We start from the raw sequence: 22,391 nt of genomic DNA, 5'->3' as shown, positions 1-22,391 counted from the left end.
CGAGAAACGTCAGGCCGTCCACCACGGGCGTAGCGGCAGGCCGCCGTCATTGCCGTGGTCGTCGGTCTTGACGGCCAGAACCTGATGTAGCTGAACGACATTGGATTCGAAGCCCAGACGCGAACCGGCCATGTAGAGGCCCCACACCCGCGCTGTTGCAAGTCCGACCTCGGCCACCGCCTCGTCCCAGTGCTCGACCAGGTTGCGACACCAATCGCGCAATGTCATCGCATAGTGGTGGCGCAGGTTCTCCTCATGGATGACTTCCAGCCCGACGTTCTGTGCCTCGGTGATGATGCGTCCGGCGCCGGTCAGCTCCCCGTCGGGGAAGACGTAGCGGTCGATGAAGAAGCCGGCCGAGGCGTCGGCGCGATTATCGGGCCGGGTTATGCAATGGTTGAGCAGCAGCCCGCCAGGGCGCAGCCGCGCCTGCAGAAAGGCGAAGTACGCCGGGTAATTGGCGACCCCGATGTGCTCGGTCAGGCCGATGGAGGACACCGCGTCGAAACCCGATTCGGTGATATCGCGGTAATCGCCGTGGCGCACCTCGGCGAATTCGGAGAGGCCCTCGTCGGCGATGGCACGTTGGGCCCAGCCGGCCTGCTCGGCCGACAGCGTCACCCCGAGCGCGTGGACACCGTGCCGCGCGGCATATCGGACCATGCCGCCCCAACCGCAACCCACGTCGAGCAGGCGATCGCCGGGACGCAGCCGGAGCTTCTCGAACACCAACCGATACTTGTTGTCCTGGGCCTGCTCCAGGGTGGCCGACTCGTCCGGGTAACACGCACAGGTGTAGGTCATCGACGGGCCGAGCACGAACTCGTAGAACGCATTGGATACGTCGTAGTGGTGATGGATCGCGTCCGCATCGCGAGACTTGCTGTGCCGTAACCCTTCCGCGACGCGGCGCCACCGAGGTAGCGCCTCTTGTGGCGGTGGCGCCACCGGTACGAGATGTTCCAGCCCGATCGAGGCGATGATGTTGGCCAGCACCCGCGCAGGCGGGCGCTTGAAGGCCGACGAGGCTGCCAGGGCACGCAACAACTCGTATGGATCTCCTGGATGCACGCCCACCGGCTCGATATCGCCGGCGACATAGGCGCGCGCGAGACCGAGTTCGCCGGGGGCGGTGGCCAGGTAGGTCGTGCCGCGCGGGCGTCGTAGGTCCAGTCCGACGGCGGCGTCATCGGGGCCGGTGGAACTGCCGTCGTAGGCGGTGAACTTCAACGGCAACTGTCCCGCCGCGAAGATCTCCAAGATCTCGGCGAGGCTGAGCCGGCTCTGATCGGGGGCATGGTCCTTGTAGGTGGTCATCGTCTTTGCACCGCCTTCGCGTACAGGTCGAGCAATCGGGACTGCGGGTCGTAGGTCTTCTTCACGGTCCGATACGCCTCTCCACCGTAGAGTTGGTCGAATTCCTCTGGGCTGAAGAACGATTCCGAGTACAGCGATTTGTGTCCGTCGAGTTCGGCGACTTTCGCCTCGATGCGCCGGTTGGTGAATCCCGGCGTGGGACCGCTCGGCACCGATGACCAGAACCCGATGTTGACGTAGGTGTGCCGTGGACGCAGCGGGTACAGCGGCCAATGCTCGTCGGCGCGTAGACGCAACGGGCACAACCAGATCGGTTCAATCGGCACGTTGTCGAGGAACCAGTCCAGGAACGGCACGCATTGTTCGACGGGCACCTCGACGTCCTGGACCACGCGCTCCCGGGGCGGGCGGCCGTGATGTTTCTCGATGCGGTCGGCGATGTGGAAGCGTTGGTCGTAGCCGATCAGCTTCCAGTAGAAGCTGCTTCGCCGGTACCGTCGCGGCCACAGTCGTCGGATCACCGGGTGCTGGGCGCCGAAAGCCCGTGAACACCAGAACCAGTCGGTATCCCAGCGCCACAGATAATCGGCGATGGTCAGCCGGTCGTGCTCGACGTCCTGGATGGACCGGTAGTAGATGTCGCGACCGGTGTAATCGCTGACCGGGCCGGGCGTTGCGGTCTGCGTGCCCAGGCACAGATAGCTCTCGGTCGCGCTGAACACCACGCCGTCCAGGTAATGAACGGGAATGCCGTCGTAGCCGCGGGTGTCGATGATGCGTTCCATCGTCGACACCAGCTCGGTCAACGAGTGGAAGCGCAGGTGGTGCAATGTCACGAACGGGTGCACGGGTTCCAGTTCGATCTTCATCCTCACCGAGTAGCCCAGCGTGCCATAAGAATTCGGGAAGGCATGGAAGAGGTCGGCGTGCTGGTCGCGGCGTGCGGTCACGATCTCCCCGCCGCCGGTGAGGATGTCGAGCTCGAGCACCGACTCATGCGGTAGCCCGTTGCGGAAGGATGCCGACTCGATACCCAGTCCTGTGACGGCGCCTCCGAGGGTGATGGTCTTGAGCTGGGGTACCACCAGCGGGGACAAGCCGTAGGGCAACGTGGCCGCGACCAGATCCTCGTAGGTGCACATCCCCGACACCTCGGCGGTGCGCGCCTGCGGGTCCACGGCGACGACGCCGGTGAGGCCGGTGATGTCCAGTCCCTGAGCGCGGGAGGTCTCCCGCGTCCGGAACAAGTTGGACGTGGGTTTGCTCAGCCGCACAGTCGCTGTCGCGGGGATGGCGTGGTAACTGGCCAGCAGTCGCTGGACGCCCGCCTCGTGCACAGCTTGTGCGTCCGCCGCACCGACAGACACACATATACGCTAGTCCTCGGTCGCGGACCTTGCGACCGGACAGCCACGTGATGACGGGAGTTTTGCACTCATGGGACAGGTCAGCGCCTCCAGCACTGTGTTGATCAACGCCGAGCCGGACGCTGTGCTCGCCGCGGTCGCCGATTACCAGACGGTGCGGCCGAAGATTCTCTCCTCGCACTACAGCAATTACGCGGTGCTCGAGGGTGGTCAGGGCGCGGGCACGGTGGTGGCCTGGAAGCTGCAGGCCACCGAGTCGCGCTCACGCGATGTGAAGGCCAGCATCGATGTGGCAGGTAAGACCGTCATCGAGAAGGACGCCAACTCGTCGCTGATCACCAACTGGACCGTGGCGCCGGCAGGTACCGGGTCGACAGTCACCGTCAAGACCTCGTGGACCGGAGCCGGCGGCATCAAGGGCTTCTTCGAGAAGACCTTCGCGCCGCTGGGCCTGCGCAAGATCCAGGCCGAGGTGCTGGAGAACCTGAAGAAGGAACTCGAGGCCTAACCCGGCTTGTTGGCCAGCCAGGTTGCGATCCCGCGCGCCACGGCTTCGGCCAACTTCTGGCGACCTGCCTCGGACTCCATGAGCGCCGAGTCGGCGGGATTCTTCATGTTGCCCAGCTCGACCAGGATCGACGGAAACTGGGCCAGGTTCAGTCCGGCGATATCCGATCGCGGGTTCAGTCCGCCGGAACCGATGTAGTTCGACGGCGGGATGCCCGAGCCCTGCAGTTGGTCACGCATGATCGTCGCGAATTGGACCGACGGACCCGCCTGCACCGTGTTCAGCGGTGGCGATGAATAGAGCACGTGGAATCCGCGTCCGGTCGCGGGTCCGCCGTCGGCGTGCACGCTGACCACCGCATCGGGACGCAGGGCGTTGGCCATGGCGGCGCGCTCGTCGATGCACGGACCGAGGGCGTCGTCATTGCCACGGGACATCGCGGTGCGCACGCCGTTGGCGTTCAGGATCGCCCGGATGCGCAGGGTCACGTCCCAGTTGAAGGTGTGCTCGGGATAACCGGAGTCGCTGGTCGTGCCGCTGGCCTGGCAGTCCTTGGTCCCACCGCGTCCATTGGGGACCTGCCGACTGATCGAGGCGTCGTTGGCTCCGTTGTGGCCAGGGTCGAGGAAGACGATCTTGCCGGCGATGCTGTTCGGGGCGGCCACGGCGTTCGGGGCAGCGCCGGACGCGGCGACGACGACGAGCGTGGCTGCCAGGGCACCGACACGCATGCTCTTGGGGACGTGCACGCCGCCACGGTAGTCGCGGCGGCGGCTAGTGTTGAGGGGCAAATCGCCTTGGGCTCGTAGCGCAACGAAGTCGAGACCGAGCCGCAACCAACCCGCAGTGCCAGCTTCGAGAAGGGATCCCCGATGCAACCCGGTGGTGGTCAGCCCGATATGTCGGCACTGCTCGCACAGGCCCAGCAGGTGCAGCAGCAGTTGATGGAGGCTCAGGAGGCGCTGGCCAATGCCGAGGTGCACGGTCAGGGCGGTGGTGGTCTGGTTCAGGTCACGATGAAGGGCAGCGGCGAGGTGATCGGCGTCGCGATCGACCCGAAGGTGATCGATCCCACCGATCCGGAGACGCTTCAGGACCTCATCGTCGGTGCGCTCGCCGATGCGTCCAAGCAGGTCACCATCTTGGCCCAGACTCGGCTCGGGCCGCTCGCCGGTGGGCTGGGCGGCCTTGGGATCCCCGGAGCCTAGCTTGTATCGCCATGTTTGAGGGGCCTGTTCAGGACCTGATCGACGAGCTCGGCAAGCTGCCGGGAATCGGTCCCAAGAGCGCGCAGCGCATCGCGTTCCACCTGCTGTCTGTCGAACCACCCGATATCGACCGGCTGACCGCCGTGCTGGGCCGTATCCGCGACGGAGTGACCTTCTGCGCGGTGTGCGGCAACGTCTCCGACGCCGAGCGCTGCCGGATCTGTAACGACCCGCGTCGCGATGCGTCGCTGGTGTGCGTTGTCGAGGAGCCCAAGGACATCCAGGCCGTCGAGCGGACCCGCGAGTTCCGCGGCCGCTATCACGTACTTGGTGGTGCGCTGGATCCGCTGTCGGGGATCGGGCCGGACCAGCTGCGCATCCGTGAACTGCTGAACCGTATCGGTGAGCGGGTCGACGGAGTCGATGTCGCCGAGGTGATCATCGCCACCGATCCGAACACCGAGGGGGAGGCCACGGCCACCTACCTGATGCGCATGCTGCGCGATATCCCCGGACTGACGGTCAGTCGGATCGCCTCGGGCCTGCCGATGGGTGGGGATCTGGAGTTTGCCGACGAGCTGACGCTGGGGCGTGCGCTCGCCGGCCGCCGCGCGATGGTCTAGCTCAGACGCGGCGCGGGGCGGCCAGTCGTTCCGCGCGCAGCAGGTCGACCTCGGGCAGCTGCAGCGGTGGCAGCTCACCGACCACCCGGGACAGCAGATGGTCTGCCAGTTCCGGATTGCGCGCCAGGCACGGACCGTGCAGGTAGGTCGCGACGACACTGCCCTGCACGGCACCGTCGTATCCGTCTCCGGCGCGATTGCCCGCCCCCTTGGTGACCGCGGCCAGCGGCTCGGCGTCGGTGCCGAGAACCGTTCCACCGCGGTGGTTTTCGAAACCGGTCAGCGGTTGGGTCAGTCCCGGGATCAGTGGCGTGGATGCCACCTCGCCGATGGTGCGGACGTCCTGCGGCGAGGTCGTGACGTCGAGTAGACCGACACCGTCGACGCGTTCACCGGCTGATGTCTCATACCAGTGCCCGAGTACCTGGATGGCCGCGCAGATCGCCAGCACCGGCGCGCCCCGCACGGCGGCGCGCTGCAGACCCGGATAACGGATCAGGTGCTTGGTGGCCAGTCGCTGGGCGTAGTCCTCGGCACCGCCGAGGGTGTAGATCTCCAACGAGTCCGGAACCGGGTCGGCCAGCGTGATCTCGATGATCTCGGCGTCGATGCCACGCATCGCCAGGCGCTGACGCAGGACCACGGCATTACCGCTGTCGCCGTAGGTGCCCATCACGTCCGGTAGCACCAGACCGATCCGGATCATGAGACCCGCCGATTCAGCTGCAGGAAAGCGGTGTAGTTCGCGATCACCTCGACATGTCCAGGGGGACAGGACTCGATGGCCGCCACCGTGTCATGCACCAGGGTGTGCTCGACACCGGCGTAGCCGAGTCGTACCGCCAGATCCGTCCCGCGCTCGCCGGCCGCGACCACCTGTGTCTGCTCGAAATGCTCGAAGCGAACATCCCACAACCAGGACAGGTCCTCGCCGTCGGGCACCTGTCCGTTGACCGAAATGACAACGCCCGCAGCGTCTTTGTCGATCATCGACAACGCCTCCTGCCAACCGGCTGGGTTCTTGGCCAGCAGTAGCCGCGCGGTGTGGTTGCCGATCTGTACCGTCCGGTAGCGCCCGGCAACCTCGTCCACCGCGGCGACGGCGGTGACGGCGGCGGCCGGATCAGCACCCAGCGCGACTGCCGCCGCAACGGCCTGGGTGGCGTTACCGCGGTTGGCCGCGCCGGGAAGGGCCAGGGCCATCGGTGTCGTGAATCCTTCGGGGCCATGGATATCGGTGTCGTCGAAGGACCATTGCGGAGTGGGCCGCTTGAAATCCGTTCCGGTGGAGTACCAGTGCTGGCCATCGCGGACGATGATCTCGCCGCTACGCGGACAACTCACCGAATCACCTGCCCACGATCCGCCGGCGGCCACCCACACCACGTTTGGGCAGTCGTAGGCCGCCGAGGTCATCAGCACGTCATCACAATTGGCGATGACGACCGCATCTGGGTGGCGGGCCAGCCCGGATCGCAGTGTCCGTTCGATGTGATTGATTTCACCGACGCGATCGAGCTGGTCCCGCGACAAGTTCAGCAGGACGATCACCGCGGGGTGCACCGCATCGCTCACATGCGGGACGTGCATCTCGTCGACTTCCAAGGCGGCCAGTTCCGCCTTGCGGGTACCGGCCAGCGCCGCGACGAGTCCGGCGTCCATGTTGGCGCCCTCGGCGTTGGTGGCCACCGGGCCCATGGTGGCCAGCGCCGCGGCGGTCATCCTGGTGGTGGTGGACTTGCCGTTCGTTCCGGTCACGACGACGGTGCGGCGGCCCGCGCCGAGTTGGCCCAGGATGGACTTGTCGATCGACATCGCCACCAGGCCGCCGATCATGGCGCCCGCGCCGCGCCCGGTCACCCGTGACGCCCAGCGGGCGGCCGCCCCCGCGCCCAGCGCGAACCGACCTCTGGGGCTGATTGCCCGAAGGCTGCGCTCCTGCTCGCCGGTCGAGACCATGAAGCGGATTTTAGGTGCCCGACACGCGGCAGTGCGATCCGGTGTTGTCGGACCACCGTGCAACCCTGGGATCATGAGCCAGTGCTGGGGCCGGCCGGCGGCCGACGCGGGCGCCGGATGGGCCGTCGTCGACGTCGAGACGACGGGTTTCCGGCCGGGCCAGGCTAGGGTGGTCAGCGTCGCCGCGCTGGCGGTCGGCGACGACGGCAACGTCGAGCACAGCATGTCCTCGTTGCTCAATCCCGGGGTCGACCCCGGTCCCACCCATGTGCACGGTCTGACCTCCGACATGCTGGAGGGACAACCGACGTTCGCCGATATCGTCCCGCAGCTGATGGAGGTCCTGCACGGACGCACGATGGTCGCGCACAACGTGGCGTTCGACTACGCCTTCCTGGCTGCCGAGGCCGAACTGGTCGGGGCTCAGCTGCCCACCGACACGGTGATGTGCACCGTCGAACTGGCCCGCAGGCTGGATCTCGGCACCGAGAATCTTCGACTGGAAACACTGGCGAGGCATTGGGGTGCCACCCAGCTGCGCCCGCACGATGCCCTCGATGACGCTTTGGTGCTCGCGCAGATCCTCAAACCGGCGTTGGTGCAGGCGCGCGAACGACGATCGTGGCTGCCCATCCGGCCAGTCAGCCGACGCATCTGGCCCAACGGCCGGGTCACCCACGATGAGCTGCGCCCGTTGAAGGTGCTTGCCGCCAGGATGCCGTGCGCCTTCCAGAATCCGGGGCCCTACGTTGCCGACCGGCCATTGGTGCAGGGCATGCGCGTGGCGTTGTCAGCGGAGATGACCCGCACCCACGAAGAGGTCATCGAGCGGATCCTGGACGCAGGGTTGGCGTACGCCGAGAACGTCGATCAGCAGACCTCGCTGGTCGTCTGCAATGAACCGGAACCGGAACAGGGTAAGGGCTACCAGGCGGCCGACCTGGGCATTCCGTTGGTCGGCGATGCCGAGTTCATGATGATGATCGACCGGGTGGCCGGCGGCACCGACGTCGAGCCGTTCGTCGATGCCACCGCCGACGGAGATCAGTTCGCGTTGTTCTGACGCGCCGCCCGGTTCACCGCCGAGACCACCGCCCGCAGCGACGCGGTCGTGATCGAGGTGGCGATACCGACACCCCATACCGTGCGGCCGTCGATGGATGCCTCGACGTAGGCGGCGGCTTGGGCCTCCTCGCCGGAGGACATCGCATGCTCGGAGTAGTCCAGCACGTTGACGTTGAACCCGATGGCACCCACGGCGTCCACGAACGCCGCCAGCGGTCCGTTGCCGGCACCGACGATCTCGCGTTCCTCGCCGTTGACCAACACCGTCGCAGTGATGGTGTCGGTGCCACCGTCGACCTCGGCGGCGTCCACCTTCTGTCGGATGCGTTCCAGCGGAACGATCGGCTGCAGGTACTCCTCGGAAAACGCGTCCCAGATCTCCTTGGGTGAAACCTCGCCGCCTTCACCGTCGGTGATCTGCTGGATGGCCTGGCTGAACTCGATCTGCAGCCGTCGCGGCAGCGCCAGCCCGTGGTCGGCCTTCATGATGTAGGCGACGCCGCCCTTGCCGGACTGCGAGTTCACCCGGATCACGGCCTCGTAGGTGCGCCCGACGTCCTTGGGGTCGATCGGCAGGTACGGAACCTGCCACAGGATGTCATCGACATCCGAATCTTGTTCGTCGGCGGATACTTTCATCGCATCCAGGCCCTTGTTGATGGCGTCCTGGTGGCTGCCGGAGAAGGCGGTGTAGACCAGATCGCCACCGTAGGGATGCCGCTCGTGCACCGGCAGCTGGTTGCAGTACTCGACCGTGCGGCGGATCTCGTCGATGTTGGAGAAGTCGATCTGCGGATCCACGCCGCGGCTGAACATGTTCAGACCCAGTGTCACCAGGCAGACGTTGCCGGTGCGCTCGCCGTTGCCGAACAGGCATCCCTCGATCCGGTCCGCTCCGGCCTGGTAGCCCAATTCGGCTGCAGCAACGGCAGTTCCGCGGTCATTGTGCGGGTGCAGGCTCAGGATGATGGAATCGCGCGGGCTCAGGTGCCGGTTCATCCACTCGATCGAATCGGCGTACACGTTGGGCGTGGCCATCTCGACGGTGGCGGGCAGGTTGATGATCAGCGGGACATCGGGGGTGGGCTTGACGATCTCGGCGACGGCATTGCAGACGTCGACGGCGTACTCCAGTTCGGTACCGGTGTAGGACTCCGGCGAATACTCGAAGCGCCACTTGGTGTCCGGGTACTTCTTGGCCTCCTCGACGCACATCCGGGCGCCATCGGTGGCGATCGCCTTGACAGCGTCACGGTCGGCGCGGAAGACCACGCGGCGCTGCAGGATCGACGTCGAGTTGTAGAAATGCACAATCACCTTCGGCGCGCCGGAGCACGCCTCGAAGGTGCGGGTGATCAGTTCCGGCCGGCACTGGGTCAGCACCTGGATGGTGACGTCGTCGGGGATGGCACCCTGCTCGATGATCTCGCGGACGAAGTCGAAATCGGTCTGACTGGCCGACGGGAAACCGACCTCGATCTCCTTGTAACCCATGCGCACCAGCAGGTCGAACATCCGGCGTTTGCGGGCCGGGCTCATCGGATCGATCAGTGCCTGGTTGCCGTCACGCAGATCCACTGCGCACCAGGACGGCGCGGTGTCGATCACCTTGTCCGGCCAGGTCCGGTCGGTCAGGCGGATCGGTTCGACCTCTTCGGCGAAGGATCGGTACCGGTTCACCGGCATGGACGAGCCGCGCTGGGTGTTCCACGCCGGCTGGCCGGGGTTGGGGGCACCCGCGGGGGTGTTGATGGTGCGCACCGACGAAAAAGCGTCGGGGGAATCTACTGAGGACTTGCTGAAGCTGGTCATTGTAGTGGCTCCGGGGGTCTTGTGGTTGCTATCAGACCGGCGCATCGCGAAAACCCGCGACGGGAAGCCAGTCTGGATCAGACCCCGTCGCGGCGTCCGAGAAGGAGCACCCGCTGCACGTCGGCAACTGTACTCCGGGTGGCCCGTCAGCCAAAACGGCACCCGCGAATTGGTGCGATCCAGGGCCGCGGTCCCGGCTTAGGGTGCTAGGGGAGGCGAACCAGTTGGGGGTGAGATGAGCGGGTCGGTCGAGGTCGTCACCTCGGAACTGCACGTCGCGGCTGATCGATTGCGCGCGTCCGCCCAGCGCCTTCAGGACGGCCTGTCGTCGGTCGATCTGGAGACCAGCAACCTGCTGTCATCAGGCTGGAAGGGCGAGGCCGCCACCGCGTTCGGGAAGTACTGGGATCAGTGGCACAACGGGGCCGGGCAGGTGGTCCGCGCGCTGCAGACCATGTCGGATGCTCTGGATGAGGCGGGCCGGGTTTATGCGGCCCAGGACGAAGAGGCAGGCAGGGCGCTGGGGACGTCCATGCAGGGCGGTGGTGGCGGTGGCACCGGCAGTGGGGGCGGGGGTGGCAGTCCGGCGGGTGGCGCTGCGCCTGCTGCTGCGTCCTCGGCGGGTGGTTCAGCGGCTCCGGCCGGCGGGGCGAGCGGGCAGACCGGCGGCGCTGGTGCGAATGCCCCAAGCCTGGCCGACTCGATGAACCTCGGGCAGGTCATGCAGCCGTTGTCACAGCTGGGAGCGATTCCGGCACAGATGGCCGGCCAGTTGACCGCCGGCCTGGTGCAAGCCGGCCAGATCGCGGCCGGTGCCGCCCAACAGGCGGTGCAAGCGGGTATCGAGATCGCCCAGCAAGCCGAGGCCGCCGATGCCGCGGAGGCCTCCGGCGCCGCTGAGGCCGCCGGGGAAGAAAAGCCTGAGGCGCAGGCGCCCGAGGGAGCGTCGGCCGGTGCCGGGCCGGGTTCGGCAGCGCCGGTGGAGCCCGAGCGAGCGGATCCTGGTACGTCGGGCCTGGAGTCCGCGCCCGGTAGGAGGTTGTGATGACGAAGCTGATCGTGGACTTTCCGCAGTTGCAGGGCGCCATCGACCATATGGCGGAGTTCGGCCGCGAGGTGGCCGAGGTGCTCGACGAGATCGACCAGGCGGTCGCCGCGCTGCGGGCCAACTGGGAGGGGCAGGCATCCGACACCCAGGCGCAGACCCAGCAGCAGTGGGAAGACGGTGCCGAGCAGATGAAGAAGTCGCTGGAGTCGCTGTGCCAGGTCGCCGACAATGCGCGCAAGAACTACTCCGATGCCGTCGACAAGAACGGCAAGATGTGGGCGGGCTGATTCGGTGCGGATCGAGGTAGAGCCGCAGGCGCTGATCGACGCCGGCAAGAACGTCGGAGGCCTGGGGACACAACTCGGGGCGCTCTCGGATGCGACGAGTCAGGTGCTCTCAAGCGGTATCGCATCCGGGACCGACCCCGCCGGACTGAACTTCGGAATCGGGTACGGCCGGCAGGCGGATCAGTTCGGTAAGTATCTGGCCGAACTCGCCAATGCGTTCAAGAGTGTCGGGTTGATGCTGGAAGCCACCGGCATGAACTATCAACACGCCGATCAAGCCTCGGTGCCGGGCGGGTCGGGTCCCACCGGATCGGTCAGCGGTGAGCAGGCCGAGACCAAGGCCGGTGATGCCCCATACGCATCTGTGACGGGTATGGTCCCGCCGCCGCCCAAGTGGTGGCTCATACAGCCGTTGTTGAACATGGTTCCGCTGTTCGGGATGGCGCTGACCTGGCCGACCGGCAACTCAGCAATGATGAATCTGACTGCGGCACAATGGTCCAACATCGGCCGCGGACTCAAGGTCTTCGAGCCGGCTCTGCAGTCGGCGGAGATCCTGGCGGGTGCGCAGGACATTCCCGAAGCCGGACAGATCAAGAAGGCCCTGCAGGACCTGGGTGATGGTGCGACCAAGTTGGCCAGCATTGCCGACCAACTCTCCACGACCATCACCGATTTCGCCCGCGGAGTTCAGGAGACCCAGGACGCCATCCGGCGACTGCTGGACCGGATCTCACTGGACGGCTTGTGGGATACGGTCACCGGATTCTTCACCGGCGAGGGCGAGAACACGCTCCGACAGATAGCCAAGGATGTCGGCACCGTACTGGAGAACTTCCAGAATCAACTGCAGGGCGTGCTCGGCCTTCTCCAGGAGCTGGGAAATCTGCTCGGCGAGGCCGCCGACTCATTCCAGAAGTGGATTCGACCGATCCTGGTTGGAGCCTTCGGTGAAGACGCGGGCAATCTGATGGCCGATGGCCTGAAGATCTACACCGGTCTGCAGGTAGGTGTGGGGGTTGCGGCAATCGGGCTGGTCTCCGGGACACTGGCACTGGCAGATCCGGACACCTGGAAGGGGATGGCGGACACGGCGATCATGCTCGTCAAGGATCCGTTCAAGCTCGACGATGTCGTCAAAGAATCCCTTGGCCAGTTCCTCGCGGTCGACAAGATCACGGGCGAGAACCCCGAACGGGGCATCGGGGAGGCCGCAGGCAATATCGCGTCGTTGTTCATACCTGGTGGCATCTTCGCCAAGGGCGGTGCCGTAGCCAAGGGGCTTTCCGCGACGCGCCGTCTGTTCGAGAAGGGCGAACTCGGTCCGCTCGAGCGGCTGCCGGGCCTTGACGGGACTCGCAGGCCTGAGCTTCCCGATCTGCCGGATAATCCTGGCGCGCCTCATGTTCCGGAGTTCGCTCCGTCGCCTGGAGTCCCGCCGTCGGTCGTGAATCCGCCGGGGGGAAGTCCGGGGTCGCCGAACAGTAGTCCGACGGTGCGACCGCAGACCGGTGAACCTGGCGGGCCGTCTTCGACGGGATCCGGTTCTGGGGCAGGAAATACGCCGTCGCCCAATGGCTCTGGCCCTCATCGTGACGGCGCCGGCCCGGGCTCTCTGTCGTCCGGTGGGCCGGCGCCCACCGGTGGCAGTCCGACCCACGGTGGCGGCGATGCTCCGTCGTCGAGTGGCTCCGTACCGACAGGCGGATCGCCGACCCATGGCGGCGGTGACAGTTCCGGTGGTGCGGCCTCGGGTGGACCTTCATCGAACGGCCCTGTGCCGACGGGTGGTTCGCCCAGCGCTGGCGGGGAAGCGCCTTCGGGTGGCTCGCATTCGTCACCGTCAGCCGAGTCATCCGGCTCGGGTGGACCGAGCAAGTCCGGTGGTGGCGATGGGCCGGGCCCGGTGGCCGGCGGCGGGTCGGATTCCGGGGGTGGATCGCATGCTGGGGGCGAGGGGCCGAGTGAGCCGTCCAGTCATAGCGGTTCAGACACCGGCGACGGCGCTGCGAAGGACCCGCCTGCGGAGGGGTCAGGATCGGGTCCTGAAGCTGACTCGACGGGAACAGGCGATCCTACTGGCCGTGTTGGCACAGCAGACGACGCGCAATCGGATGTGTCCCGCGGGCCGGACGATGGCCAGATACCTGAACAGCCCGATAGCGGTCGTGTATACACGCTGGCTGACGGAACCCCTCATCAGACATCCTTTGCTCCTGAGCAACTCGGAGACAACCAGCGCGTCAACGACGCTCTGCAAAGCCATGGAGTCAGCCGAGACGACTTCATCGATCTGATCAATAGGCCGACAGACTCGTTGACGCCAGACGAACGAAACCTCGTCAATGCCGTCCGGGATGAGCTTCCAGCACCTGGCCCTGAAACGGTCATGCAGAAGGTCATTCCTCCTGGCTGGTTCGACAGCGACGGCAATTTGCACCCGCCTCGAGCAGATGATTACTTGAATCCCCCCTACGAGGATTTCAGGCCAGACGGCGTTGGCGGTTCAGTCACTGTGGCCGCTGACACATCGCACCTGGCTACACCCGCGCAGGTGCATGATGGACTTCGTCTGGACTACAACGACACCCCGTACTCACCACATGATTCCGGAACCCACATCATTCGGTTCCAGGCCGACCTGGAGTCGCCGGGAACATATGACGTGCCGCGGAATTCGGATATGGGTGGAACCGACCGTTACGATTCGTGGGACGATCCATTCACGGGAAACGGATTCACCAAAAGTGTTGACGACGTTATTCCAGAGTATTTTGCCACGGGTACGCGAATGCGTGACGGTGCCGAGATGTGGGAGGTGCTCGAAGATGGAACTCAACGTCTGGTTGCTGTTCTCAAAGACGGCGCATGGACTCCGCAAGGGAATGTGCCATGACTGAGATTCCTGTAACGGGTGCACTTGCGGAGTACCGGGGAGCGCGTATCCCTATCTTGTTCAGCGGTGAGGATTGGGTTGCGCTGCAGGCGAAGCCGAGTACCGACATCCCAGATTCCTTCCAGCAGGGAGAGAGGCAGCTGCCAGGAGGGTTGCAGGAACCGTGGGTGAAAGTGCCTAGGTCAGCCCTCGACAGGATTGTCCATCTTCGAGTGAGCGGCAAAGTGAATGGCCACGAAGTGCTGTTAGATCGGCGTCTGCCCAGCGGAAGGATAGGAGTCGAGTTTGTCGGCTCACCGGCGGTTGCGCGAGAACTCGGTATGAGGGGTGATCAGCAGCAAGGATGGAGTGGCAGCTTCGAGCCGACGGAGATCACCGACATCCATGTGGAGGAGCGCATCCGTGAATGAACCGCTGGTCTTGCAGAAGCTGCTCAACGCTCCACAGGCAACAGCAATCGTCCAGAACGGCGAAGATCAAGTCGGCGGATACGTAGTTGCGGCTTCGGCGGTGGTTGGTTTGAGAACACCGGCGGAGACTCTGGCAGCTTACGGTGTGGACGGCGCGCCGGAGTTCGTAGATGTAGTGCGTTTCGGACAGCCGAGATTGACGAGTTTCAGCCCACCATCAAAGGCCGAGAGGCCTTGGCCGACTTTTGCGAGTGGATTCTTGCATGGTGACTTATTGGCGCAGGTGTGGTTGATGAGTCGGACGCGCTATCCATTCGGCGCTGAGTACTGGCGAATCCGGTATGACGGTGAGCAGAAGCAGCTTTCGCGATACGAGGGTGTCGCACGCGGTTGGGTCGGTGCACAACGGTGGCGCCCGACTAGTCCGTTGGTAGGGACACTTGCACGGTGGCGCGGCGGGGAGTTCTTCGCTGACGTTGTCGGAGACAACGTGCTGTTGACCGCCATAGCGGATCAGGCGCCGCCCGGTTTTGAACTCGTCCATCCTCGAGTTTGGTCAGCGAACAGATCCTTGTCTGATTGTGAAGTCTTCGAGCGTGTCTTTACCGCCGATCTGGAGGGCGTCCCGGTGCGGGTGCTGAGGAATGCTGGCGCTCGTGCTGAAGTTCTGCTCCTGACTGACGACCCTGCTGCGGCTCAGCGTGTAGGTGCCGGTCTTGTTGAGCCAGAGGTATACGAAGCAGAAGTCGATTCGAGTCGCTTAGCGAACATACGAGGAGTAGAGAACCAACTCGTAATTGATCATAATTGAGCAATCTACTTCGTATTTGGTTCCATCGACCACGCCCAATCAGGCTGAGAAGCGATCGTGGATCAGGACCAATACGACTGCTTGAAACGAAATGCATGATTGGCCTGCTTGACGCGCCGAACGGAGTTCCGCCTCCTGAGCATGTCCAAGAAGTGGCAGTTCTTGACGAGATCCTTAAAGAAGCCCGATCTTCCGCTGGTTGAGATTGCCGAACAGGCGCGGTTGGAGCTCGAGAGCTTTGCGAACCCGCTCGTGTGGGTCGGAGATCGAATCGACCGCTTTTACGACGCGGCGCTGGCAGGCATGAAGGAGAGGTGCGGCGGTTAGCGACCTTGATGCCGTACTGATCCGCTGAATGCGGACGGATATCAGTCATCGTGAGTCATCGAATTGCTAAGGGTTGCTGCGGGTGCCAACCGTTGAGCGCGGGCGCTGAACCCTCAGATCTGCGAAAGAACGGGCATCCTGACCGATGGGAGAATTATCGTGGCCTACTTCACCCTGACGAGCATCGACTACGACCAGTCCGGTGGCGGCCTGGCGTATGCAATTCCTGAGTTCCAGAGCCAACTCCCGCTGAACGCCAATGTCACGCGACAGATGTCCGGGTCGGACCGCGATGACTACTTCTTCGGAATCACCGAGCGCGAGTTGAGGTTCCACCCGCAGCCAGGATTCGACTGGACACGCGCACAGCGTGACTACATCGGGGTGGACGAGGCAGGCCAGTTCCTCGTCGTCCGAGGGCTCATCGTCTGCAGTTTGTTCACCGGAACACAGGTGCATTCGGGGATGCGCGACTTCCCCGTAAGGGTGGCCGTGGTCGTCGACAACACCCTGTATGGCGATGAGCGGCTGTCATTCGACAAGTGCGAGTACGTGGGTCAAGGCACCATCGACGACATGGCGGCGCCACCTCAGAACAGCGGGGTCGAGGCTCACTAGCGACGCAATGTTCCGCTGAGAGCGACGTCGCGCCTATATATCCACGACGACGCTGTCAGCGGAACATTAGGAGCGGCAACTCCGCAGATCTACACCTGCGAATCCGGGAACGCGATCACCGACAGGAAGCGGATCGGCAGCTCCACCAGATCCACCGGGCCGTGCGCACCCTCGCCGTCGATCTGCAGCGAATCGCCGGGGTGCAGCGTGTACACCGAGCGGCTGTGGCTGTAGTCCATGACGCCTTCGAGCATGTAGATGAACTCGGTGCCGGGATGCTGGAACAACGGGTAGGTCTGACTCTTCTCGGTCAGCGTGACGTGCAGGCATTCCAGTCGCTTGTGCTCCCCGCGCAGCGAGCTCAGCAGTTGGTACTCGTGGCCCTGCTTGGTGCCGTTGCGCACGATCGCCGCCCCGGTCCCGGCCTTGACGAACGCCGCGGGCCGCTCCACATCCGCCCCGCGGAACAGGCTGGTCACCGGGACGTCCAGGCCGCGGGCCAACAGCGCCAGCGTGGACAGGCTGCACGAGGTCTGGGCGTTCTCGATCTTGGACATCATGGCCTTGGAGATCCCCACCCGCGCGGCCATCTCGGCGACGGTCAGACCGTGCTGCTGACGCAGTTGGCGCACGTTGCGGCCGATCGCTGCCTCGAATTCCAACTCCTCGACCGGCTCCTGCGGGTCCCGCTCGCGGGCGGTCCCGGACTGGTTGCGAAGGAGCGGAACGTCGCTCACGGTGGGCCCCCTGTGCTCTAGCGCATCTCCCCGGCTCCGACGTACGGATACGGGCTCTTGAGCAGTGTGCCATCGGCGAACCGGGACAGTGCAAAGTCGGTCTCCGGAATGCGGGGGTCGGAGCTGGCACCCTCGGTCACCAGGTCTGCCGCCAGCCGCCCCACCGCGGGGGCAATCTTGAACCCGTGCCCGCTGAACCCGGCCGCGATGATCAGGCCGTCCAGCCCGCCGGCCGAGATCACCGGGTTCCAGTCCGGTGTGACGTCATAGCAGCCGGCGTAGCTCCCGGAGATCGAGGCGTCGACAAGGCCGGGGAAACGGTCACCGACCTTCTGCACGGTCATCTCGACGAAACTGTCCGTGGCCCGGTTCAGGTAGTCGTCGGGATCGGCATCCTCGCAGTGTGCGAGATCGCTGTTGCCGAACAGGATCTCCCCGCCGAGCTCGGGCCGCACATACTGCAACGAGACCAGATCCGAGAACACCGGCACCGGACCCAGGTCCAGTCCGGGGGAGATCGTGACGATCTGCTCCCGCACCACGCGGATCGGCACATCCACACCGACGCCGGCCAGGAACGGCCGCGTCCATGCTCCGGTGGCGACCACGACGGTGCCCGCGGACACCTGCGTCCCATCGGCCAATCGGATTCCGGTGACCCGATCACCGTCGACCAGCAGCTCGGTCACGTTGGCGCCCTGTTTGATTCGCACGCCGGCAGCGCGAGCGGACACGGCGAAAGCCTGCGCGGTCTGGTAGGCATCACCGTATCCGCCGCGGGCTTCCCAGCCGAATGCGGCGAACGGTTCGAGGTTTGCCGACGGCCACATCGCGGCCATCTCGTCGGCTCCGATCTCCTCGGTCTGTACACCGACCGCGCGCTGGGCGGCCAGGCTGCTGCGCAGCGCCTGGACATTGGGTTCACCGACCCCGACGACGTACCCGGTCTGCCGGAAGCCGATGTCGGTCGCATGTTCACCGAGGAACTGTTCGGGCTTCTCGAAGACGTCGAGACTGGAGGTCGCCATCGCCGCCAGTGAACTGACCCCATAGTGACAGCGCACGATCCCGCTGGACTTGCCGGTCATTCCCGAACCGACGGTGTTGCGCTCGGCGACAAAGACATTGGTGACCCCACGCTGGCTCAACGCCCATGCCGTCGCGGCGCCCTCCAACCCGCCGCCGACGATGACGACGTCTGCGGTGTCACTCATTGGCCCGGTATCCAGTTCGTTCCGGCCAGCGGAACCCGGGCCATGGCGGCGGCCTCGATGGTGATGGCCACCAGGTCCTCGGGTTCCAGATGCGTGACGTGGGCCTTGCCGCACGCCCGGGCGATGGTCTGCGCCTCCATGGTGAGCACCCGCAGGTAGTTGGCCAGCCGACGGCCACCCTCGATCGGGTCGAATCGGGCGGCCAGCTCGGGATCCTGGGTGGTGATCCCAGCGGGATCACGTCCGTCCTGGAAGTCGTCGTAGAAACCGGCCGCACTACCGAGCTTGCGGTACTCCTCCTCGTAGCGGGGGTGGTTGTCGCCCAGTGCGATCAGTGCGGCGGTACCGATGGCGACGGCATCTGCACCCAGCGCCAGTGCCTTGGCGACGTCCGCACCGGTGCGGATGCCGCCGGAGACGATCAACTGCACACCGTGCCGGTGCACGTCGAGTTCCTGGAGCGCCTGCACTGCCTGGGGGACAGCGGCCAGCGTCGGAATACCGACGTGCTCGATGAACACGTCCTGGGTCGCGGCGGTACCGCCCTGCATGCCGTCGACCACGACCACATCGGCTCCGGCGTGCACGGCCAGCTTCACGTCGTAATAGGTGCGGGTGGCACCGACCTTGACATAAATGGGCTTTTCCCAGTCGGTGATCTCCCGCAACTCGTTGATCTTGATGGTCAGATCGTCGGGACCGGTCCAGTCGGGATGCCGGCACGCACTGCGCTGATCGATCCCTTCGGGGAGGGTCCGCATACCCGCGACGCGCTCGGAGATCTTCTGTCCCAGCAGCATTCCGCCACCGCCGGGCTTGGCGCCCTGTCCGAGCACGATCTCGATGGCATCGGCCTTGCGCAGGTCGTCGGGATTCATCCCGTACCGCGACGGCAGGTACTGGTAGACCAGGTTCTTGCTCTGACCGCGTTCCTCGGGTGTCATCCCGCCGTCACCGGTGGTCGTCGAGGTGCCTGCCTCGCTGGCCCCGCGGCCGAGGGCCTCCTTGGCCGGTCCGGACAGTGCGCCGAAGCTCATTCCGGCGATGGTGACCGGGATATCCAGGTGCAGAGGGTGTTTGGCGTGGCGCGAACCGAGCACCACGTCGGTGCCGCAGCGTTCGCGGTACCCCTCCAGCGGGTAACGCGACATCGACGCGCCCAGGAAGAGCAGGTCGTCGAAATGCGGCAGGGGACGCTTGGCGCCCCAGCCGCGGATATCGTAGATGCCGGTCTCGGCGGCACGCTGGATATCGGCGATGATGTTGCGATCGAAAGTGGCGGATTCACGCATCAGTAGGCACTCGCATTGTCGACGTGGAAGTGATACAGATTTCGGGCCGAGCCGTATCGGCTGTATTCGGACGTGTCATCGGAATAGCCAGCCGCGGAAAGCAGTTCGGCCAACTCGGTATGGTGCTCGGCGCGCATGTCCTTCTTGATGCAGTCCGCTCCGAGCGAAGCGACCGCGCCGCGGACATAGATGTGCGCCTCGTAGATCGAGTCGCCCAGTGCCTCACCGGCATCGCCGCGCACCACAAGCCTGCCGGCCTGGGCCATGAACGCGCTCATGTGGCCGATGCTGCCGCCCACCACGATATCGACACCCTTCATCGAGATGCCGCAGCGGGCGGCGGCATCACCCTCGATGACGAGCAGACCGCCGTGCGCGGTGGCTCCGGCCGACTGCGAGGCGTTGCCGGTCACCCGGACACGGCCGCTCATCATGTTCTCGGCCACACCGGTGCCGGCGTTTCCGTTGATGAGGATCTCGGCGTGCTGGTTCATCCCGGCCGCGTAGTAGCCGACGTGTCCGTTGACGGTCACCTGCACCGGGGCGTCCAGCCCGACGGCCACATTGTGCGCGCCGTCGGGATTGTCGATGACGTAAACGCTGCCTGCGGCTGCGTCGTGCAGTGCCTTGTTGACCTCACGCAATGGTGTCGTGCGCAGGTCATAGTGCGCTGACTCGGTTGTCATCTCGTCCATGCGTAGACCACCTCCGGCTCCGGTTCCCAGATCTTGGCTGCCTCGACACCGGGCAGCCCGGACAGCGCTCGGTACTCGCTGGCCATCGCGACCCAGTCGGGTGTTTCGGCGATCACCGCCGGCTTACACGCGATGGCGTCACGTACCACGGCGAACGAATCGTGGTTGGACACCAGCAGCGTGTAGAAGCCGTCGAAAGTGGCGCACAGTTCCTTCAGCGCGGTCTCGACATCCCGGCCGGCCGCCAGCTGCTGTGCGACGAAACGGGCGCCTACCTCGGTGTCGTTCTCGCTGTCGAAGATCACCCCTGCACGCCGGAGATCACGTCGGATCGTGGCGTGATTGGCAAATGATCCGTTGTGCACCAGGCATTGTTGTGGTCCGACGGTGTACGGGTGGCAACCCGAGGGGGTCACCGCCGATTCCGTTGCCATCCGGGTATGCCCGACTCCCTGCCATCCCTGCGCCGCGGACAGTCCCCAGGCCTCGGTGAGCTCGCGTGGATGGCCGACGCCCTTGAGCACCGCCAGATCCGCGCCGAAGCCCGCGATCAGCGCCGTCGGGTACGCCGCGCGCACCCGGTCCAGCAGATCCTCCGACGGCGTGTCCGCCGAGAGCAGGTAGGTCGAATCGACCTGGACGACCTCGACATCGGGCCCGAGGTCGGGTGCCTCGTCGAGGTCGGTCACCGACACACATCCGCGCCCCGGTGGCGACCACGCAGGGTTGCCGTAGACCGCCACTCCGGCTGAATCGGCTCCCCGATCGGCCATTTCGCCCAGCATCTCCGCGAGCAGTTCCCCCAACCGTGGGTAGAGCTCCGGGGTGCGCAGGTGTAACCCGACTATCCCGCACATACGTTGTGTTCCTTGTCTTCTCAGAATGCCGTCAGATAGGAGTCGATCTCCCACGGCGTGACGGTGCCGTGGTAGGTGAAGAACTCCTCGCGCTTGATGTTCGCGAAGTAGCCGGACACGCCCGCGCCGGCGGCGTCGAGCACCCCGGCGACCACCGGGTCGGCGTCGAGTTCGTCGATGGCGTGCAGCAGCGTCGGCGGCAGGTTCGCCGGCCCCTGTGCGCCCACGGTGCCCGGATCGAGGCTGCGCTTGATGCCGTCGAGTCCGGCACCGAGCGCGGCGGCGATCGCCAGATACGGGTTGGCCGAACCGTCGCCGCCGCGCAGTTCGATGCGTTGGTTGTCCGGTACCCGGATGTAGTGGGTGCGGTCATTGCCGCCGTAACTGGGTTTACGGGGTGCCCAGGAGGCTCCCGAGGTGGTGCTGGTGGCTCCGGTTCGCTTGTAGGAGTTGACCGTCGGAGCGATGACCGACTGCAAAGCGCAGGCGTGGTCCAGAATGCCCGCGATGAACCCGTAGGCCGTCGCGGACAGGCCCAAGCCCTTGTCGTCGGTGTCGCACGGGAACACCGGTGTGCCGCCACTGGTGAGCGACAGGTGGAAGTGCAGTCCCGATCCCGTGCGGTCACCGAAGGGCTTGGGCATGAAGGTGGCGATCATGTCGCGTCCGGCGGCGATCATCGACAGCAGGTATCGCAGCGTGACGACGCGGTCGGCGGTCACCATTGCCTCGGCGAAGGCGAAGTTCTGCTCGAACTGCCCGTTACCGTCCTCGTGGTCGTTGGCGTAGTTGGACCACCCCAGAGTGTTCATCGCCGTGGAGATATCGGTCAGGTGCTCATACATCCGGGTGACACCGCGTGCGTCGTAACAGGGTTGGGCGGCCGTGTCATCGGCATCGGCGGTGACAAGACCGCCATCGGGGGTGCGGCGCAGCAGGAAGTACTCGACCTCGGCGCCCACCCAGGGCTCGAAGCCGGCGTCGGCGGCCTGGGCCACCAGGTTTTTCAGGATCACCCGCGGCGCGTACGGCCACGGTGCGCCGTTGACATGGGGATCACAGTGCACCAGGGCCAGTCCTTCTTTGATGAAGGGGATCGGCGTGAACGACGACGGGTCTGGGATGGCGATCAGGTCGGGATCCTTGGGTTCCTGCCCCATGGCGCCGACGGCGTAGCCCGCGAAGCCGACGCCCTCGGTTGCCAGCTGGTCGACGGCTTCGACGGGAACCAGTTTGGCGCAAGGCTTTCCGCGTAGGTCGACGAACAACGCGAGGATGAATCGGGTGCCGTGTTCTTCGGCGAGGGTGGCGAGATCGGTGGTCATGGTTACCAGAACTTT

At 65.3% G+C, this 22,391-nt stretch carries 23 protein-coding genes; 11 read left to right on the top strand and 12 right to left on the bottom strand.

The genetic code is table 11. The features are described from left to right. Positions 1 to 9: 9 nt before the first annotated feature. Together PGN27_RS12620 and PGN27_RS12615 are read right to left on the bottom strand one after the other, a co-directional pair. Positions 10 to 1,317 carry a class I SAM-dependent methyltransferase gene (locus PGN27_RS12620; protein WP_335326423.1) on the bottom strand — a complete coding sequence of 436 codons (1,308 nt, stop codon included), beginning with the start codon at positions 1,315 to 1,317 and terminating at the stop codon, positions 10 to 12. Next, positions 1,314 to 2,684: an FAD-binding oxidoreductase gene (locus tag PGN27_RS12615; RefSeq protein ID WP_335326422.1), complete on the bottom strand. Its 1,371-nt coding sequence runs from the start codon at positions 2,682 to 2,684 to the stop codon at positions 1,314 to 1,316. The genes PGN27_RS12620 and PGN27_RS12615 overlap by 4 nt, the downstream gene beginning before the upstream one ends. Positions 2,685 to 2,754: 70 nt before the next feature. Here PGN27_RS12615 and PGN27_RS12610 point away from each other — a divergent pair, with 70 nt between their 5' ends. Next, entirely contained in the window at positions 2,755 to 3,192 is a 438-nt protein-coding gene (locus PGN27_RS12610; RefSeq protein WP_335326421.1) for an SRPBCC family protein, read from the top strand. Here the strand turns inward: PGN27_RS12610 and PGN27_RS12605 are convergent. Continuing rightward, positions 3,189 to 3,923, bottom strand: coding sequence for an Rv3717 family N-acetylmuramoyl-L-alanine amidase (locus tag PGN27_RS12605; protein ID WP_335328721.1), 735 nt, complete (start codon positions 3,921 to 3,923; stop codon positions 3,189 to 3,191). The genes PGN27_RS12610 and PGN27_RS12605 overlap by 4 nt on opposite strands. 141 nt (positions 3,924 to 4,064) lie before the next feature. On the opposite strand from PGN27_RS12605, the gene PGN27_RS12600 reads away from it, so the two are divergent. Continuing rightward, the gene (locus tag PGN27_RS12600) at positions 4,065 to 4,400 is read left to right on the top strand and encodes a YbaB/EbfC family nucleoid-associated protein (protein ID WP_335326420.1); all 336 of its coding nucleotides are present in this window, start codon (positions 4,065 to 4,067) and stop codon (positions 4,398 to 4,400) included. Between the two features lie 11 nt (positions 4,401 to 4,411). Beyond that, positions 4,412 to 5,023 (top strand): recombination mediator RecR, encoded by a 612-nt coding sequence (gene recR / locus PGN27_RS12595; RefSeq protein WP_083062294.1) that lies wholly within the window; start codon positions 4,412 to 4,414, stop codon positions 5,021 to 5,023. Between the two features lies 1 nt (position 5,024). Here recR and PGN27_RS12590 read toward each other — a convergent pair whose 3' ends face one another. Next, complete coding sequence (locus PGN27_RS12590) at positions 5,025 to 5,729, bottom strand: type 1 glutamine amidotransferase (protein ID WP_335326419.1); 705 nt, start codon at positions 5,727 to 5,729, stop codon at positions 5,025 to 5,027. Beyond that, a complete protein-coding gene (locus tag PGN27_RS12585) occupies positions 5,726 to 6,982 on the bottom strand; it encodes a Mur ligase family protein (RefSeq protein ID WP_335326418.1) in 1,257 nt (418 codons plus the stop codon). The genes PGN27_RS12590 and PGN27_RS12585 overlap by 4 nt, the downstream gene beginning before the upstream one ends. Positions 6,983 to 7,055: 73 nt before the next feature. Between PGN27_RS12585 and PGN27_RS12580 the strand changes: the two genes are divergently transcribed. Beyond that, positions 7,056 to 8,045, top strand: coding sequence for a DEDDh family exonuclease (locus PGN27_RS12580; RefSeq protein ID WP_335326417.1), 990 nt, complete (start codon positions 7,056 to 7,058; stop codon positions 8,043 to 8,045). Here the strand turns inward: PGN27_RS12580 and leuA are convergent. Further along, entirely contained in the window at positions 8,027 to 9,859 is a 1,833-nt protein-coding gene (gene leuA / locus PGN27_RS12575) for a 2-isopropylmalate synthase (RefSeq protein WP_335326416.1), read from the bottom strand. The genes PGN27_RS12580 and leuA overlap by 19 nt on opposite strands. A gap of 235 nt (positions 9,860 to 10,094) precedes the next feature. Between leuA and PGN27_RS12570 the strand changes: the two genes are divergently transcribed. The 7 genes from PGN27_RS12570 (at position 10,095) to PGN27_RS12540 (ending at position 16,256) form a co-directional block, all read left to right on the top strand. Then, complete coding sequence (locus tag PGN27_RS12570; RefSeq protein WP_335326415.1) at positions 10,095 to 10,904, top strand: WXG100 family type VII secretion target; 810 nt, start codon at positions 10,095 to 10,097, stop codon at positions 10,902 to 10,904. After that, positions 10,904 to 11,194, top strand: coding sequence for a WXG100 family type VII secretion target (locus PGN27_RS12565; protein WP_335326414.1), 291 nt, complete (start codon positions 10,904 to 10,906; stop codon positions 11,192 to 11,194). The genes PGN27_RS12570 and PGN27_RS12565 overlap by 1 nt, the downstream gene beginning before the upstream one ends. Positions 11,195 to 11,198: 4 nt before the next feature. Beyond that, positions 11,199 to 14,090, top strand: a complete 2,892-nt coding sequence (locus tag PGN27_RS12560) for a hypothetical protein (RefSeq protein ID WP_335326413.1) — start codon at positions 11,199 to 11,201, stop codon at positions 14,088 to 14,090. Continuing rightward, the gene (locus tag PGN27_RS12555) at positions 14,087 to 14,500 is read left to right on the top strand and encodes a hypothetical protein (RefSeq protein WP_335326412.1); all 414 of its coding nucleotides are present in this window, start codon (positions 14,087 to 14,089) and stop codon (positions 14,498 to 14,500) included. The genes PGN27_RS12560 and PGN27_RS12555 overlap by 4 nt, the downstream gene beginning before the upstream one ends. Beyond that, a complete protein-coding gene (locus PGN27_RS12550; protein ID WP_335326410.1) occupies positions 14,493 to 15,311 on the top strand; it encodes a hypothetical protein in 819 nt (272 codons plus the stop codon). The genes PGN27_RS12555 and PGN27_RS12550 overlap by 8 nt, the downstream gene beginning before the upstream one ends. Before the next feature lie 141 nt (positions 15,312 to 15,452). After that, positions 15,453 to 15,638 carry a hypothetical protein gene (locus PGN27_RS12545; RefSeq protein ID WP_335326409.1) on the top strand — a complete coding sequence of 62 codons (186 nt, stop codon included), beginning with the start codon at positions 15,453 to 15,455 and terminating at the stop codon, positions 15,636 to 15,638. Positions 15,639 to 15,797: 159 nt separating this feature from the next. Further along, entirely contained in the window at positions 15,798 to 16,256 is a 459-nt protein-coding gene (locus tag PGN27_RS12540; protein WP_335326408.1) for a hypothetical protein, read from the top strand. Positions 16,257 to 16,345: 89 nt separating this feature from the next. On the opposite strand, the gene PGN27_RS12535 is transcribed toward PGN27_RS12540, so the two are convergent. Genes PGN27_RS12535 through glnT form a run of 6 tightly spaced genes read right to left on the bottom strand, consistent with a single transcriptional unit; the run spans position 16,346 to position 22,376 of the window. Further along, positions 16,346 to 16,993: a type II toxin-antitoxin system RelB family anti-toxin gene (locus PGN27_RS12535; RefSeq protein ID WP_019510693.1), complete on the bottom strand. Its 648-nt coding sequence runs from the start codon at positions 16,991 to 16,993 to the stop codon at positions 16,346 to 16,348. Between the two features lie 17 nt (positions 16,994 to 17,010). Continuing rightward, entirely contained in the window at positions 17,011 to 18,207 is a 1,197-nt protein-coding gene (locus PGN27_RS12530) for an NAD(P)/FAD-dependent oxidoreductase (RefSeq protein WP_335326407.1), read from the bottom strand. Next, positions 18,204 to 19,499 carry an FMN-binding glutamate synthase family protein gene (locus tag PGN27_RS12525; RefSeq protein WP_335326406.1) on the bottom strand — a complete coding sequence of 432 codons (1,296 nt, stop codon included), beginning with the start codon at positions 19,497 to 19,499 and terminating at the stop codon, positions 18,204 to 18,206. The genes PGN27_RS12530 and PGN27_RS12525 overlap by 4 nt, the downstream gene beginning before the upstream one ends. Continuing rightward, positions 19,499 to 20,194 (bottom strand): GltB/FmdC/FwdC-like GXGXG domain-containing protein, encoded by a 696-nt coding sequence (locus PGN27_RS12520; protein WP_335326405.1) that lies wholly within the window; start codon positions 20,192 to 20,194, stop codon positions 19,499 to 19,501. Before PGN27_RS12520 ends, PGN27_RS12525 begins: the two co-directional genes overlap by 1 nt. Continuing rightward, positions 20,182 to 21,051 (bottom strand): class II glutamine amidotransferase domain-containing protein, encoded by an 870-nt coding sequence (locus PGN27_RS12515; RefSeq protein ID WP_335326404.1) that lies wholly within the window; start codon positions 21,049 to 21,051, stop codon positions 20,182 to 20,184. Before PGN27_RS12515 ends, PGN27_RS12520 begins: the two co-directional genes overlap by 13 nt. Before the next feature lie 20 nt (positions 21,052 to 21,071). Then, complete coding sequence (glnT, locus tag PGN27_RS12510) at positions 21,072 to 22,376, bottom strand: type III glutamate--ammonia ligase (RefSeq protein ID WP_335326403.1); 1,305 nt, start codon at positions 22,374 to 22,376, stop codon at positions 21,072 to 21,074. Positions 22,377 to 22,391: the final 15 nt, after the last annotated feature.

Origin of the sequence: Mycolicibacterium neoaurum (assembly GCF_036946495.1) — a bacterium.
GTDB classification, from domain to species: Bacteria; Actinomycetota; Actinomycetes; order Mycobacteriales; family Mycobacteriaceae; genus Mycobacterium; species Mycobacterium neoaurum_B.
The sequence above is the reverse complement of the archived record's forward strand: the minus strand, read 5'-3'. Positions and strand labels throughout refer to the sequence as shown.